The sequence below is a fragment of the Myxococcus sp. MxC21-1 genome (assembly GCF_032612255.1).
In the GTDB taxonomy this organism is placed as follows: domain Bacteria; phylum Myxococcota; class Myxococcia; order Myxococcales; family Myxococcaceae; genus Myxococcus; species Myxococcus virescens.
In genome coordinates, this window is record NZ_CP123278.1 from 2,569,258 (window position 1) to 2,583,921 (window position 14,664).

Annotated in this window: 13 protein-coding genes and 1 pseudogene; 8 read left to right on the top strand and 6 right to left on the bottom strand. The window is 69.6% G+C overall.

Features of this window, described 5'->3' with window-relative positions; all coding sequences use genetic code 11:
• Positions 1-103: 103 nt before the first annotated feature.
• Positions 104-814 (bottom strand): abortive infection system antitoxin AbiGi family protein, encoded by a 711-nt coding sequence (locus QEG98_RS11985; protein ID WP_316566829.1) that lies wholly within the window; start codon positions 812-814, stop codon positions 104-106.
• Positions 815-1,489: 675 nt separating this feature from the next.
• Here QEG98_RS11985 and QEG98_RS11990 point away from each other — a divergent pair.
• Positions 1,490-2,092 (top strand): hypothetical protein, encoded by a 603-nt coding sequence (locus QEG98_RS11990; protein WP_316567874.1) that lies wholly within the window; start codon positions 1,490-1,492, stop codon positions 2,090-2,092.
• Positions 2,093-2,279: 187 nt separating this feature from the next.
• On the opposite strand, the gene QEG98_RS11995 is transcribed toward QEG98_RS11990, so the two are convergent.
• Entirely contained in the window at positions 2,280-3,191 is a 912-nt protein-coding gene (locus QEG98_RS11995) for a hypothetical protein (RefSeq protein ID WP_316566830.1), read from the bottom strand.
• A 140-nt stretch (positions 3,192-3,331) separates the two neighbouring features.
• Positions 3,332-4,708, bottom strand: a complete 1,377-nt coding sequence (locus QEG98_RS12000) for a cytochrome P450 (protein ID WP_316566831.1) — start codon at positions 4,706-4,708, stop codon at positions 3,332-3,334.
• 191 nt (positions 4,709-4,899) lie between these two features.
• On the opposite strand from QEG98_RS12000, the gene QEG98_RS12005 reads away from it, so the two are divergent.
• The 4 genes from QEG98_RS12005 (at position 4,900) to QEG98_RS12020 (ending at position 8,892) form a co-directional block, all read left to right on the top strand.
• Positions 4,900-5,271 carry an energy transducer TonB gene (locus QEG98_RS12005; protein WP_316566832.1) on the top strand — a complete coding sequence of 124 codons (372 nt, stop codon included), beginning with the start codon at positions 4,900-4,902 and terminating at the stop codon, positions 5,269-5,271.
• A gap of 20 nt (positions 5,272-5,291) precedes the next feature.
• Positions 5,292-6,011 carry a purine-nucleoside phosphorylase gene (deoD, locus tag QEG98_RS12010; RefSeq protein WP_316566833.1) on the top strand — a complete coding sequence of 240 codons (720 nt, stop codon included), beginning with the start codon at positions 5,292-5,294 and terminating at the stop codon, positions 6,009-6,011.
• 235 nt (positions 6,012-6,246) lie between these two features.
• A complete protein-coding gene (locus tag QEG98_RS12015) occupies positions 6,247-7,914 on the top strand; it encodes a penicillin-insensitive murein endopeptidase (protein ID WP_316566834.1) in 1,668 nt (555 codons plus the stop codon).
• Between the two features lie 96 nt (positions 7,915-8,010).
• Positions 8,011-8,892: an alpha-ketoglutarate-dependent dioxygenase AlkB gene (locus QEG98_RS12020; protein ID WP_316566835.1), complete on the top strand. Its 882-nt coding sequence runs from the start codon at positions 8,011-8,013 to the stop codon at positions 8,890-8,892.
• Between the two features lie 18 nt (positions 8,893-8,910).
• Here QEG98_RS12020 and QEG98_RS12025 read toward each other — a convergent pair whose 3' ends face one another.
• Positions 8,911-10,167, bottom strand: a complete 1,257-nt coding sequence (locus QEG98_RS12025; RefSeq protein ID WP_201424897.1) for a DEAD/DEAH box helicase — start codon at positions 10,165-10,167, stop codon at positions 8,911-8,913.
• An 82-nt stretch (positions 10,168-10,249) separates the two neighbouring features.
• Here QEG98_RS12025 and QEG98_RS12030 point away from each other — a divergent pair, with 82 nt between their 5' ends.
• Together QEG98_RS12030 and QEG98_RS12035 are read left to right on the top strand one after the other, a co-directional pair.
• Complete coding sequence (locus QEG98_RS12030) at positions 10,250-10,726, top strand: putative toxin-antitoxin system toxin component, PIN family (protein ID WP_244171666.1); 477 nt, start codon at positions 10,250-10,252, stop codon at positions 10,724-10,726.
• Positions 10,727-10,797: 71 nt separating this feature from the next.
• The gene (locus QEG98_RS12035; protein WP_316566836.1) at positions 10,798-10,989 is read left to right on the top strand and encodes a hypothetical protein; all 192 of its coding nucleotides are present in this window, start codon (positions 10,798-10,800) and stop codon (positions 10,987-10,989) included.
• Between the two features lie 1,124 nt (positions 10,990-12,113).
• Here QEG98_RS12035 and QEG98_RS41835 read toward each other — a convergent pair.
• Positions 12,114-12,581, bottom strand: a pseudogene (locus QEG98_RS41835) (NADase-type glycan-binding domain-containing protein); the annotation flags it as partial.
• A complete protein-coding gene (locus tag QEG98_RS12045; RefSeq protein ID WP_316566838.1) occupies positions 12,578-13,582 on the bottom strand; it encodes a multiheme c-type cytochrome in 1,005 nt (334 codons plus the stop codon). The pseudogene QEG98_RS41835 and the gene QEG98_RS12045, both read right to left, overlap by 4 nt.
• A gap of 54 nt (positions 13,583-13,636) precedes the next feature.
• Between QEG98_RS12045 and QEG98_RS12050 the strand changes: the two genes are divergently transcribed.
• Positions 13,637-14,650 (top strand): NAD(P)-dependent alcohol dehydrogenase, encoded by a 1,014-nt coding sequence (locus QEG98_RS12050; protein WP_316566839.1) that lies wholly within the window; start codon positions 13,637-13,639, stop codon positions 14,648-14,650.
• Positions 14,651-14,664: the final 14 nt, after the last annotated feature.

The following is a 14,664-nucleotide window of genomic DNA, read 5'->3' on the forward strand; positions in this document are numbered from 1 at the left end:
GTCGGCTCAAGGACGCCGCCTGAGGAAGGGCGCCCAGCGGGGCCAGGACGGGACACGCGGTGTCCGGTGGGCAACCTCCCTGGGCCCGCTCGCTTCCCGGGGGCTATCCGGCCTTGAGGCGCACGGAATCCGAGGCGTGCTTCGCGAGCGCCTCGGCGATCTGGTCCGACTTCCACAGCGGGTCCAGGCAGGGGCAGAAGTAGCCGGGGCCCGCCTTCTCGCGCACGGCCCAGGTGAAGAACTCGCGGGCGGTGTCGTGGAGCTCCTCGGGCAGGAAGAGGGCGGCGACGTCGTACTCGGTGAAGCGGAGCAAGCCCGGCACGCGCCACTCGCGCTCCCAGTCGAAGCGGTAGCTGTAGGGCGCGTTGTGGTGGTCGCCCTGGATGTCCACGAAGGGCGTCATGGACCAGATGGGCTCTTGCTGGGGCGAAGGCGCCGCGAGCGCGCGCTCCACCTGATGCTTCAGGGCGAGGTGCGCGGGGGAGGCGTACTGGACGTACCAGACGGGGCCGCCGCCCTGGGAGAGGACGTAGCTCTTGCTGAAGCCAATGCCATACAGGCTGCGGCGCTGGACGAGCCGGGTGAGCTGGTCCAGGGGAATCTCGCTGAAGCACACGGAGCGGTGGCGCTCGGCGACGGCGGGCTCTCGGCGGGCGATGCCGAAGCCCTCGGCGCCGGGGATGAGCGTCCGGGCGCCGAGGATGCTCATCATGTTCTGGTAGGCGTCGAGATAGGGCGGTCCCGGCTTCGTGAAGTGAACCACGAAGTCAGACATGTCTCGCCACTGTGGATTCGTCTGGTAGCCGAGCATCATCCCTACTCCGCAGGCAATGTCTCGGACAGAGCGGGGGGATGCAACTCGAATGGCGCGTGGCACGCCGCGCCTGCCTGTCTTGTATTCGGGGGGGCGAGGGCTGTCGGCGCGACGCGTTGCTCCCGATGGCCAGGCAGGGAAGCCTCCTGGGGGGCAGGAGCAGTTTGAGGCGGCGGCCCGGTTGACGGGGCTGGGGACGAAGCGCCGCCGAGCGCGGCGGGGGCTGGGCGACGGGCTGGTGCTCGGGACGGTGCGGCTCCTCGAGGCCCTTGTGCAGCGCCTGCGTGGTGCGGGCCTCAGCCCCCAGCCTTCGGCGCCGCGCTCTCCCGGTCCGCGCACGGCAGCCCCCGACAGGACGACAACGTTGGGGGCGGCAACTTCGGCGCCGCGCTCTCCCGCTCCGCGCACGGCAGCGGTGTGTCCGTTCACGTGCCGAAGGGGGCCCGCCCCCTCTGGACGGAGGCGCGCATTACCCGCTGATTTTTCTCACCTCGCCTGCGAGAGTGAAAGTTGCGCCATTTCAGGTTGTCGAACTTCAGGATTTTGCGGCCATGGCCCGCAAGCGGGGACGTCAAAGGCGCGGCTCACGACGCGCCCGGCGAACCCATGGCCTTGCCTTGCCACAATGCTTGACACGCGATGGAACGGATGAGGTCGAACATGTCTGGAAGGTTGGTGCTGGCAGTGTCGTTTGTCGTCTTGGCCTGCGCGCCGGCGATCGCGCAGACGGGGCAGTGGTCGCAGCCGACAAAGACCGAGCAATGGTCGCAACCGCCGCAACTGCAGCCGCAGGCCCAGACGCGCCCGCAGGCGCAATCGCCCGCCCCGACGCCGCCCGCGCCGGGCAAGCCCGGCCAGTCCCAGCCGAGCCTCGGGTCCAGGCCCGCCACCACCCAGCAGGTCGATCCCCTGGCAATGGACAATCCAGAGGTCGTCCAGCCGCAGGGCAAGGTCCCGGCCGGCATGGTGGGGCGCTGGAATCTGTGGGTGCCCGGCGGCATCTGGTACAGCACCGACGGCAGCCGCATCTATCGCAACTATACGCAAGGCGCCGCCATGAACAGCCTGACCATCCGCGCCAACGGCACCTATAGCTGGGGCGGGACGACGGGCCGGCTGACGGAGATCCGCCCCTGGTTTGCGCAACCCGGCGAGCGCTATTTCGCCGTCCAGCTCGATGCCGACCTCAAGTACATGGCGCGCCACGATGCGGGGAAGGGCAAGATCGACCTGTTCTTCTGGGGTGTGGGCGGCCACGCGGCGACCGGTACGCGCTGAGGCGTGCGGCGGCGCCCCTGCGGCCTCCGCGCCCGACCCGCGCGCTGCGATGCCGCAGCGGCTGTGGGGCCGCGTCATCGCCCCCGCTTCGCGGTAACCGGGGCGCTCCAAGCCACGGACCGGCGGCGTGGAGCCCCTCCATCGCCCAGAGGGCGGGGGCCTCCGAGCCGTGCCTCCACGCGCGGCGCTACGGGGACGACGCAATCCTGTTCTCGAGCCCGCGCTCCTCGTAGTCGGGCCAGCCGAAGTGGCCTTCGTACTCCTCGACCCCCAGCTCCGCGGTGGTCGAGGCACGCAGGGCCTCGAACTGGCCGGTGTCCCGCATCTCGAGCAGCGTCGCGACGAGCATCTTCCCCAAGTGCTCCTCGAGTTTCGCGTGCGCTTCGGGCGTGCCCCAGGTCCCATCCTCGCGGGCCGCGAGCTTCGCGCCATTGAGGCCCACCAGGGATGGCCTGTGCTCCTTCACGTCGGCCCAGCGCGGGACGAGGAGCTCCGCGAAGCCGAAATGGGTCATCGCGTCGCCACGCCCCGGCTCGGCCGCCGGGTCGAGGTCGAAGCACACGTTCAGCGTCCCGTTGTCGGTGGAGTACTGGAGCTCCAGTCGCTGGAGCGGCCGTGCGTCCTGGACCCGGGCGAAGTCCTTCACCGCCTTGGCGAGGAACTTCGCGACGCGCTGGCGCTCCTTGCCCAAGTCCAACGGGGCGACCTTCTTCTTCGGGGGAATCGCGACGTAGTACGAGGCGCGGAAGGCACCCTCGGTTCCCTCCCACGGAGCCAGGGCGATGAAGGCCTCGGTCTCGTGGCCCTTCGCGTCCTTCAACACCAGGTCACACCAGTAGGTCGGTTGTGGGTGCAGGCGCTGCGTGCGGAAGACGGACCACCGGGGCTGCACGAAGGGCTTCAGCGTCGCGCTCGTGACTCGAAAGCCGCTATTGCCGAGTCCGCGGATGAAGCTGTCGTTCTGGCGGGGAGGGCCAGCCTCGGGAAAGTCGGGGTGTTCGTGCGCCCGCAGGCCGGACCAGTCACACGCGTCGAACAACTCGCGCCAGCGGTCCACGAAGGCGACCGCGCCCGGGGGCGTGGGAGGAGAGGACGTCATGCGGCCGCTATACCTCAACGGCCGCGCAGCTTGGGCTCCACCAATCCGGGCGTGCCCCCGCCTCCTGGGGCGCGGGGATTACGGTGATTTCTGTGCCGCCCTATTTGGGCCCCTACTGCGTCTGCTGCAACCCGGAGTCCTCAGGGCCGCGAGGCTGTGACCCAGACGCCGGGCCTGGGGCGCAGGGTGATGGCGGGCGTGGGGTGGATGACCTGGCCCGGCGTCAGGTTCAGCCGGACGCGTTGGAGCAGGGTGGCCAGCACCAAGACCAACTCCATCAGCGCGAACTGGTTGCCGATGCACTGACGTGGCCCACCGCCGAAAGGGAACCAGGCGAAGCGTGGACGCGCCTGCTCCCGTTCGGGAAGGAAGCGATCCGGGTCGAAGCCTTCCGGATTGTCCCAGATGCTCGGGTGCCGGTGCGTCACCCAGGGCGCGAGCATCAGATGGGCGCCTTTGGGAATCCGGAATCCGCCCACGAGGTCCTCCTCGGCGGCGATTCGCGAGAGGGCCCATGCCGGTGGATAGAGCCGCAAGGATTCGTCCACCACGCGGTGGGTGAGTTCCAGCCGGGGCAGGTCCTCGTGCGTGGGGTTGCGGCCACCCAGCTCACGTGCTAGCTCTGACGCCATGTCCCTTCGCACGCCCGGGTGCTGGGACAACAGCATGAGGGTCCATGCCAGCGCGCTCGCCGTCGTTTCATGGCCGGCGATCAGCAGGGTCAGGACCTCGTCGCGGAGCTGCGTGTCGCTCATCCGCTCGCCCGTGTCGTCGTCGTGTGCCTCCATCATCATCTGCAGCAGGTCGTGGTGCTCACCGCTCTCGCGTCGTCGCTTCGCGATGATGCCGTGCACCACGCGGTTGAGGCTGCCGACGTCTCGCTCGAACTGCCGATGGGCGGGAAGCGGAAGGCGCAAGGAAAGCGGCACGGGTTGTGTGAGCCGCTTGTAGACAAACACTTGCATCCGGCTCATCACTGTCGCGATGTCATGCGCGGCGCTGCTGACATCGGCGCCGAACAGCGTCGTGCTGGCGATGCGAAGCGTCAGGCGGGTGAAGTCCTCGGCCACATTGAACGCGGCGCCCGTGTCGGCGCGGGCCTCCAGCGTGGCGGCGAGGTCCGCAGCCGCGTCCACCATGGTCCTCGCGAAGCCCGCGACCCGTTGGCGATGGAAAGCGGGTTGCGCGAGCCGGCGCTGCCGCAGCCAATGGCCACCCTCGCTGGTGAGCAGGCCATGGCCCAGCAGTTCTTGAAGCACCCTGAATCCGCGAGACTGTTTGCGGTAGTTGCGCGCATGGTCTTGAAGGACGTGGCGCACGCCATCCGGGTGCGCCACCAGGACGAGGTCGGTGGGCCCCATGGGGAGGCGCACCACGTCGCCGTATTCCCGCACCTGGGCTTGCAGGAAGTGGAGCGGGTCCTTTCTCAGGGCACGGAGATGTCCGATCAGCGGGGCTCCTGGTGACATGGGCGGAAGGGGCGCGGCGGTGGACGCACCCGCTGGATGGATGGACATGGCCGCGAGCTCCCTTCCTGGCAACGAAGCCTCGTGCTGGGCATGGGGTGTTCATCCCCCGCGGCGAGCGCATCCGGGCCCGGCTCCGGCCCGTTGGAGGGCGCACGCTGGCGGACTACCATTGGCCTTTTCTTGACGAGGGAACGCTTTTGGAAACCCTGTTCCGAAATGGTCGCCTGGCGCTCGCCGCCGTGCTCGTCCTGGCCCTGTCGCCCATGGCCCTGGCCGCCGCGGGCAGTCCGCAACTCCAGGCCTTCTTCCAGCAGGACCTGACCAGCGCTGACTACCAGCAGAAGGTCTACTCGCGCGTCGCGGGGAAGTGGCGGCAACCCGGTGCAAAGGGCACGCCCGGTCTGGGGAAGAAGACGGTGGTCCGGGCCGTGATTGGCCGGGACGGCAAGCTCCTCTCCGCCGACGTGTCCACGGAGTCTGGTTCGAAGACGTGGGATGCCGCCGCGCTGTCGGCCGTGAAGAAGGCGGCGCCCTTCCCGCCGCTGCCGGCGAACTTCCCCGGCGCCACGCTGGACGCCCACTTCCACGTGGCCTGGGTGGCCGGGCCCTGAGCGCGGTATATGGTGCGCCCATGGCGACTCCTCATATCTCCGCTGCCCCGGGTGACTTCGCTGACGTGGTCCTCATGCCCGGCGACCCGCTCCGCGCTCGTTACATCTCCGACCGCTTCCTGGAAGGTGCCCGCGAGGTCACCTCCGTGCGCAACATGCTCGGCTTCACCGGGACCTTCCGGGGCCGGCGCGTGTCGGTGATGGGGCACGGCATGGGTGTTCCCTCCATCTCCATCTACGCCACCGAGCTCATCAAGACGTATGGGGTGCGCGCGCTCATCCGCGTCGGCAGCTGCGGCGCGCTGAGCACCGACGTGAAGGTCCGGGAGGTCATCGTCGCGACCGGGGCCGGCACGGACTCCAACGTGAATCGGATGCGGCTGATGGGGCATGACTTCGCCGCGGTGGCGGACTTCACGCTCGCGCGCAGGGCCGTGGAGGCGGCGGAGCGGCGCAACAAGCCTGTGCGCGCCGGCCCCGTCTTCACCTCCGACCTCTTCTACCACCCGCAGGAGCAGCTCAACGCCACCCTGGCGCGGATGGGGGTCCTGGCCGTCGAGATGGAGGTCGCCGGCCTCTACGGCGTGGCCGCGGAGTCGGGCGCCCGCGCGCTGGGGTTGCTCACGGTGTCGGACCACATCATCACCGGGGAGAAGCTCACGCCGCAGGAGCGGCAGACGACGTTCGACGAGATGATTGAGCTCGCCCTGGACGTCGCACACGCCGAACCCACGCCGTAGCGCCTTGTTGGTGGGCAGGCGGGCAGGGGGCCTGTCCGCTCTGAAGGTACGAGAGGGCCGCTCTCGGAGCGCTTTCCAGCGCCGGGGGCGGCCAGAATTCCCGGACGGTGCTTTGTGCCCAGCGGGATTCCGGGCCATCCTCCGGGCCGGTGCGTTACCCAATCTGGCTCCTCCTCGTTTGCGCCGGCTGTGCCGCGCGTATCTCCCCCACGCTGGCACTGCGCCGGCCGCCGCCGTGCGTGCCCAGGACTCCGTCCCCGGGGCCGCCGCCGAGCCGCTACCCGAGGCTCCTCCGCTGGCGTCCGCTTCCGCCACTGAGCCGGTGGCCCCGGTGGCGGAGGCTGCTTCCGCGCCCACGTCCACCGCGGATGACTGTGCGTTGAGCGCGGAGGACCTGGAGTCCGAGGAGGAGGAACTGGCCGAGGGCGAGGGCGACGACGGCGAGAAGGAGACGCCGGACGCCGTGGCCGCGGGCGCCGCTTCGACCGGGCCGCTCTACACGGCTGACATCTCCGATGAGGAGCTGGCGCGGCGGTGGAAGGACGAGATTGCCTCGCTGGGCTCCATGGCCGTGGGCTTCGCGCACAGTGGCCGGCTGGTGAACGCGAAGCAGTTCCCCCAGGGGGAGGACTGGATTGTCGTCACGCCCGCGGGCGCCTGGGCCACCGAGGAGACCGTCAACTACCTGGCCGACGCCATCCGCGACGTGCGCGCCCGCTTCCCGAACGCGCCTCCGCTGCGGGTCAATGGGATGAGCCACAAGGAGGGCGGCTACATGCGCCCTCACAAGAGCCACCAGAACGGCCGTGACGTGGACGTGGGCTTCTACTACCCGACGGTGGACCCCATCCGGACCCGCGCGCGCGAGCACGTCATCGACGTGCGCATGAACTGGGAGTTCATCCGCTCGGTGCTCGTGAAGACGGACGTGCAGATGATTCTCGTCGACCGTCGCGTGCGGAAGGTCATCTACGACCACGCCGTGCGCGCGGGCGAGGACAAGGCGTGGTTGGACTCGATTTTCAATGACGGCCCCACGGGCATCGTCCGGCATGCCCGCGGCCACCGCGACCACTTCCACATCCGCTTCCACAACCCGCGTGCCCAGGAGCTGGGCCGCCGGGTGCAGCCGTTCCTGGCGCTCCAGCCGGAGCACAACGTGACGACGCACCGCATCCGGAACGGTGACACGCTGGGCGGCATCGCGCTCAAGTACGGGTCGTCGGTTTCGATGATCAAGAAGGCCAACCGGATGAAGAACAACTTCCTGCGCGCGGGGAACCGGCTGTCCGTGCCCCTGCGCGGGCCCTGCACGCACTGCCCGGTTCCGCCGCCGCTCGTGCTGCCCACCCGGCGCCTGCCGCCGAACGTGGTGGCGCCGGCGATGGTTGCCGCCGCTCCCGTGGCGAAGGCGGAGAATGGGTGTGTTCGGACCGAGGGCGCCGTGGCGCAGGAGGCGGCCACCGTCGTTCCCGCGGTGGGCGCGGCCTCCGTCGAGGCGGCATCGACTGTGTTGTCCTCCGCTCCCGTGGGGGAGTCGGCTCCGGTGGTGACGTCGGCTGTGGGGAACTCCGTGGATGCGGCTGTGGTGAAGCCCGCGGCCGGTGGGGCTCTGGACGTGGCTGCGGTGAAGCCTGCTGGAGGGACATCCATCAATGTGGCTTCGACGGTGAAGCCCGCGAACGCCGTCAACGTGGCGTCGACGGTGGTCCCCGCCGCGGCGGAAGGTGCCTCGGCGACGACGCCTGCCACCACGGAGACCGCGGTGGCGCAGCCCGCTTCCGCCAAGGTGGCTCCGGCGGAGCAGACCGCTGCGTCCAGCCCGGCTCCGGCCATGGAGCCCACCGTCGTGCCGACGCGCGAGAAGGGCGAGGGCGCCGCGGGCATCACTCACGGCCGCTGACCTGTCCTCCACCGGCCATGCAGGCTTGGGCCCCGTGTCTCCCATGTGGTGACACGGGGCTCGTTCGTTCCGGAGTGTGGTAGGCACGGGCCGTCCATGGCGTTTTCACCGCACAAGGGCCGCTCGCTGGCCCACAAGGCCCGTCAGCGCTCCCCCGGCCACCACTACAACGCGAGCTTCATGTCCGCCGCCGACCGCGCGGAGACCCTGAGCTGGCTCGCGACGCTCCACCCGCTGTGGGAAGAGCGCTACTCCAAGCACTTCCCTCCGCCACCGGGGCAGTCCCAGCGGCGGCTGCTGCGGCCGGTGTACTGGCTCGGCAACTGGCAGTTCGCGTGTCTCGACTACTACCACCCGCCCAAGGGCATCCTGAACCGGTGCGTCCAGGCCGAGCCCTTTCCGGCGGTGCTCCAGCGCCAGGTGACGAAAATCGAGGAGCTGGCGCGGCGGATGTACCGCGGGCCGGACATGCCTCCCCGCTGGCACCTCAACACCTGCCTGGTGAACTTCTACGGGAGCCGGTTGGAGGACGGGCGCTGGGTGGACACCGCCCGAGTGGGCGAGCACAAGGACTTCGAGCCGGGCCCCGTGGCCTCGCTGTCCTTCGGTGAGCGTGCCCTCATCCAGTTCGTCACGTCCTCCCGCCCAGGTGAACGTGACGCGGTGGTGCTGGAGCAGTGGCTGGATGACGGCTCGCTCCAGCTCTTCGGCGGCGCGCGCTGGAAGGACCAGACGTTCCACCGCGTGCAGCGGGTGGACACGCGCACGGGCAAGACGCTGGCCCCGGAGCTGCCGGACTTCCGCACCCGCCGCATCAACCTGACGTTCCGCTACGTGCCGGACGAGCACGTCATCCCGTTCGCCGCGCTCTCCCGCGAGGCGCGCGAGGACGTGCGGCCCTACATGGCGAAGCTCGCGCAGGGCAGCGCCTTCTTCCGTGAGGCCCTCGCGCGCGAGGCGCAGGGCACGCCGGCCTGACGCAGGGCCGCCCCGCGCCTACGAGCGGCGCTTGCCGTGCGAGCGCGCGTGCCGCCCCGGTGCCTGGTCTGGCGCGCGCTTCGACTGCCCGTGGTCCTTCTGCGGAGGGCCCGGGTCCTTCTGCGCGGCGAGGAAGGCCTCCCAGGCCTCCTTGAAGACGGGGTCCTCGCGCGGCACCTGGACGCGGGGAATCTCCGAGCGCATCAGGTGCTCGATGCGCGTGATGACCTGCCCCTCGCGCGTGGTGGCGAAGGTCGAGGCGACACCGCTGGCGGCGGCCCGTGCCGTGCGGCCGATGCGGTGCACGTAGTCCTCGGGTGCATGGGGCAGGTCGTAGTTGATGACGTGGCCCACGTCCTCCACGTCGAGCCCGCGCGCCGCGATGTCGGTGGCCACGAGGCAGCGGTAGGTGCCGTTCCGGAAGCCCTCCATGGCCTGCTTGCGCTGGTTCTGCGTGCGGTCCGCGTGCAGCACCGCGGTCCGGTGTCCCGCGCGCTGGAGCGCCCGCTGGACCTTGTCCACGCGCTCCTTCGCCCGGGTGAACACCAGCGCCGTCGCCGAGTCCTGGGCCAGCAGGGTGAGCAGCAGCGGCGTCTTCTCCTCGGGCCGGAGGAAGTACAGCCGTTGCTCGGCGCGCTCGGCGGGCGTGCCGCTGCGGGTGACCTCCAGGCGTACGGGCTTGTACAGCCGGCTCTTGGCGAAGCGGGTGACGTCGGGCCCGAGCGTCGCGGAGAACAGCAGCGTCTGCCGGCGGCGAGGCAGGTGGGCGACGATGCGTTCGAGCTGCGGCAGGAAGCCCATGTCGAGCATCCGGTCCGCTTCATCCAGCACGAGCGCTTCCAGGTGCGGGAAGCGGATGGCGGTGTTCTCCATCAGGTCCACCAGCCGTCCGGGCGTGGCGATGACGAAGGAAGGCAGCGTCTTCAGGGTATTGACCTGCGCGCCCATGTCCTCACCACCAATGACGGTGGCGTGCGTGAGGCGGCGGGGCTCCGCGAAGAAGCGCACCGGCTCCGCGATTTGCTGGACCAGCTCACGCGTGGGGGCCAGCACCAGCGCGAGCGTGCCCTTCTTCCCCGCGAGCCGTTCCACCAGGGGGAGGACATACGCGGCCGTCTTGCCCGTTCCGGTGGCCGCGCAGCCGATGACATCCCTCCCGGCGAGCGCTGGAGGGATGGCCTGTTGCTGGATGGGCGTGGGCTGCGTGAAACGCGCGCGGCGCAGGGCGCCCAGCGTCTCCCGCGAGAGGCCCAGATTGTCGAAGGTGTCGCTCACGGCTTGGGGGTACCACGTCGCGAGGCCTCGTGGGAAAGGGCCTCACGGGGCAGGCACCGTGATTCCCGCCCGCCAGGAGGGCATGATGGCCGGATTGGAACACCTGATGCCCTTCACACCGCTGCCGGTGGTCCTGGATACCAACGTGGTCCTGGACCTTTTCGTGTTCGATGACCCCTACACACGCCCGCTGGCCGAGGCCCTGGCGGCGGGGACGCTGACGGCCTGGACGGACGCGGACACGCTGGCGGAGCTGGGCTACGTGCTGGCCTCGCGCAACTTTCAACCCGGCCTGGGGGCGCCCCATCGGACCGCTGCGTTCGAGCGCTACCGGGCCCAGGTCCACATGGCGCCGTCCGCCGAGTCCGTGCCCACGCCGTCATTGCCCCGCTGCCGGGACCGGGACGACCAGAAGTTCTTGAGCCTGGCCGCGCGAGCCGGAGCGGCGTGGCTGGTGAGCAAGGACAAGCGAGTGCTGTCCATGGCGGACCGTACGGGCCTGTCTTTTGCCATCCTCACGCCCCGGCAGGCCGTGGCTCGCCTACCACCCAGGGGGTAGATACACGCCGCCCGCTCCGGAACATCTTTCGCGTCGAGCTGCACATTCACTCGATTCCCAAGCGAGAGAACATGTTCCGGATTGCGATGGTCGCGGCGCTGGCCCTGTCCACCTTCGTTGGCTGTGGTGGCGATGACGACAACCCTGACGGCACGCCGCAGAAGGTGCAGTGTGATGCCTCGAACTGCGCGGGCTGCTGCTTCAACAATGTCTGTCAGACGGGGACGTCGACCTCCGCGTGCGGCAAGGAGCACGGGGGCTGAAGCGCACACGGCGGAGCCGGACAGGGTTGCCGGGTCCGCCGTGTGCGTCGATGCGCTGAGGCGGCTCAGGCCCGAGGCGCCGGGCGGTAGCGCAGCACCTGGACCCGGGTCTCGGAGACGAGGAAGCTGGTGATGGCGGTCGGGCTCGCCTTGCCGTTCGTTTCGCCCCAGTCGATGACATGGATGCGCAGGGACACGGTGCCTTCCATCATCATGTCTGTCTGGTCGTTCGTAAGCACGACATCGGCTTTCTCGCCCGCGTAGGTGACGAGCGTCTGACGGAAGGCGTACCAGGACTCACGGCTCCCGGAGAGCTCGGACTTGCCACGCAGGAACGCCGTGGGTCGGGCGAGTGAGCCCAGGAGGAAGTCGCCGCCGGTGAGCTGGTGTTTGAGCTTCTCTGCCGCGGGGAGGCTGGGGTCGCCGCAGCCCATGCACTCGTCCGCGCAGGAGCAGTCGTAGCTGTCCTCGCGGGTCCCCGCGCGGCGCTTCTCACACTTGCTGATGCAGGCCTTGGTCTGCTGGGCCTCCTTCTTGTCCAGCTTCTCGATGCTCGCCAGCATCTGCGCCTGGCTGGCATCCGCCTCGAAGAAGGACGCGTCTCCCAGGTGGAGCAGCCCCGCGACGCGCACGATGCCGTCGCTCTCCATGGCGGACAGGGCCGTGCGCGCCGAGGCCGTCTGGGCCTTGAGCTGCGCCGGCTTGACGCGTGTCCACTTCGCGCGCGCCTCGGAGTCCTGGCCCTCGTAGTCGAGGCTCGCGCGGTCGAAGAGTTCGGCCACCTTCTTCGCGCGGTCCAACGCCGACTTGTAGCTGCCCTTCACCGGGACCGTGGAGAACAGTCCGACGGCGTAGGTATTTCCCCGCGGAGGCTCACCTTCCTCGTAGGAGCGCTCCAGCGTGAGCAGCGTCTCCACCTCGTAGCGGGGCGCCCACTCCATCTTGGCGGCGCTCCCGCTGCGGGCAGCGGCCTGCTTCCGCTCGAGCGCGAAGGTGCGGACCTGCTCGAAGGCCGCGGCCTCGGCCTCCGGCTTGTAGGGGTCTTCCCCCTCTACGTACACGCGGAAGTCACTGAGGCAGGTGTCGTCGTAGGACGTCCCGGGATAGGTGGAGACGAGCGTGAGCCGCACGCCGTGGACCTTGTTCGGAACGGGGAGGCGGACTTCCTGCCAGCCGAGGACGTCCTCCAGCTCCAGCTCCAGCGCGGTGCCCGTCGCCTGGGGGCCCGTTTCTCCCTGGACCAGCGGCTCCAGCTTCACCTTGCGAGGCCGGGCGTTGGCGCGGAAGAGTTTTTCGGACTTCTGGAAGCCATTGCGAAGGAACAGGCGGTACGTCTTCGCGCGCGACAGCTCCGGTCCCCACCATTCAATGGCCTCGCCCTCGCCGCGGCCCTTGGCGCCTTCCACCCAGGCGGTGGCCGGGTCGTCATCCGCGATGTAGAGCGGCAGATAGTTCTGGGCGTGCTTGTTCCAGCCGTTCTCCAGGAAGGAAGAGGCCGTCACACGGCGGGGATGCAGCCGGTTCGCCGAGCCCGCATTGGGTTCGAGCATGACGGGCGGTGTCGCGGCGAGGAGGAGCGACAGGAGAATCATGGCGTGCGTTCCTTCGGGCTGTGTGACAGCGGAAAAGGTTGAAGGGGCTCGGCCCAGAGCACGAACTGGGACAGGCCCTGCGGGTAGAGCCCCGAGTCTTCCTGCTCGCGGGACACGAGGTGGTAGACGACGCGCGCGTACCGGGCCCCCTTGGGGAGCGGCACCTGGCGTGTCTCTCCAGGCAGCAAGCGCGTGTCCTCCACCGCGCCCAGGTGGGGCAGGGGCTCGTGGGGCCATTCCCGGACCTCCAGGCTGCGGCCGAAGGTGGCCACGGTGCGGGAGGTTTCGAAGAGGGGGCCCTCGGAGACTTCCACGCTCACCCAGCGCATGACGTCACCCGAGGGAAAGGCATGGCCCACCTCGCGCGTGGAGACGCGGAGTGATGCGCCCGCCTGTTCCACCCGGAGCGCGGCCTTGAGGGACTCGGTGCGCCGCGTGCCTCCGAAGCCGTGGTCTCCCTGGGGCATGTGGCAGGACGTGCAATGGCGCGTGTCGCCGCTCTGGGTCTGCCAGCGGCGCCACTCTCCCACTGTGTCCTGTTGAAGCTGCGTGGGGGACAGCCGCACCCGCTGGCCCGCGCTCGTCAGCACGGGGAAGCCGAACTGGTGACAGCCCGCACAGGGCATTCCGGGCGTCTGGCCCTCGTTGCCCGTGGGGGCATGGCAGCCGGCGCAGGTGACACCGCGCTCCTCGGGAGGACTGTCCTTGGGGAGCGGGCCCCGCTCCAGGTTCCGGGCGAGCGGCGCGTGACATTGCACACACCAGCCGGGCCGGTCCTCGGTCAACGCGACCTGGAAGACGTCATCCGTGCGGGCCGTGGCGTGCCCGCTGTGTCGCCAGGAGTCCACCTGGACGACGTGGCATTCCGCGCAGCGCTGGACATTCCAGTCCGGCAGGCCATGCGGCGCGGGTCCCACGTCCATGCGCGCGGTGCCCTTGGGAAAACGCGGCGTGGGGGCTGTGGCCAGCAGCGAACAGGTGAAGAGGACGAGCACGGACACGGTGGCCCCGCACTGTAGGCGTGATTGGGAGGGGCGCGATACAACGCCTCACTTATGAAAGCCTATGAAATCCAAGCAGGGTTCGGGTTGGACAAGCTGGTGCAGGTCGAGCGGCCGGACCCGACGCCCGGCCCCATGCAGGTGCGGGTGCGCGTGAAGGCCACGAGCCTCAACTCCCGTGACTTGATGATGGTGGAGGGGCGTTACAACCCCCGGCAGAAGCTGCCACTCATTCCCAACTCGGACGCGGCGGGCGTCGTGGATGCGGTAGGCCCGGGTGTGACGCGGGTGAAGCCCGGTGACCGGGTGATGAGCCTCTTCTCCCAGGCCTGGAGCGCCGGAGAGCCCACGCGGGCGGCGCAGGTGAGCACGCTGGGGGGACCGTTGGACGGTGCCCTCGCGGACACGGTGCTGCTGCACGAGGACGGCGCGGTGCCCACGCCCGCCTATCTCACCGATGAAGAGGCTGCGACGCTGCCGTGCGCGGCCGTGACGGCGTGGAGCGCGCTGGTCACCCATGGGGCGCTCAAGGCGGGAGACACCGTCTTGCTTCAGGGCACCGGTGGCGTGTCCATCTTCGCGTTGCAGATTGCGAAGCTGCTGGGCGCGCGAATCATCATCACCTCCAGCAGTGACGCCAAGCTGGCGCGAGCCCGGACGCTCGGCGCGCATGAAGGCATCAACTACGGGACGACGCCAGACTGGGACAAGGCGGCGCGTGCGCTGACGGGCGGCGTGGGCGTGGACCACGTGGTGGAAGTGGGTGGGGCGGGAACCTTCGAGAAGTCGCTGCGCGCGGTCCGGCCCGGCGGCACGGTGTCTGTGATTGGCGTGCTCAGCGGTGGCGCGGGGACGGTGCCGCTGACGCCCATCCTCATGCAGAACCTGCGGGTGCAGGGCATCTTCGTGGGCCACCGGCAGAGCTTCGACGCGCTCAACCGGGCCTTCGCGCTGCACACCGTTCGCCCGGTGATGGACCGCGTCTTCGAGTTCTCCGAGGCACGCGCTGCTTTCGAGCACCTCAAGAGTGGGGCGCACTTCGGGAAGGTGGTCGTCCGGGTGGGGTGAGGCAGTCCCCATCG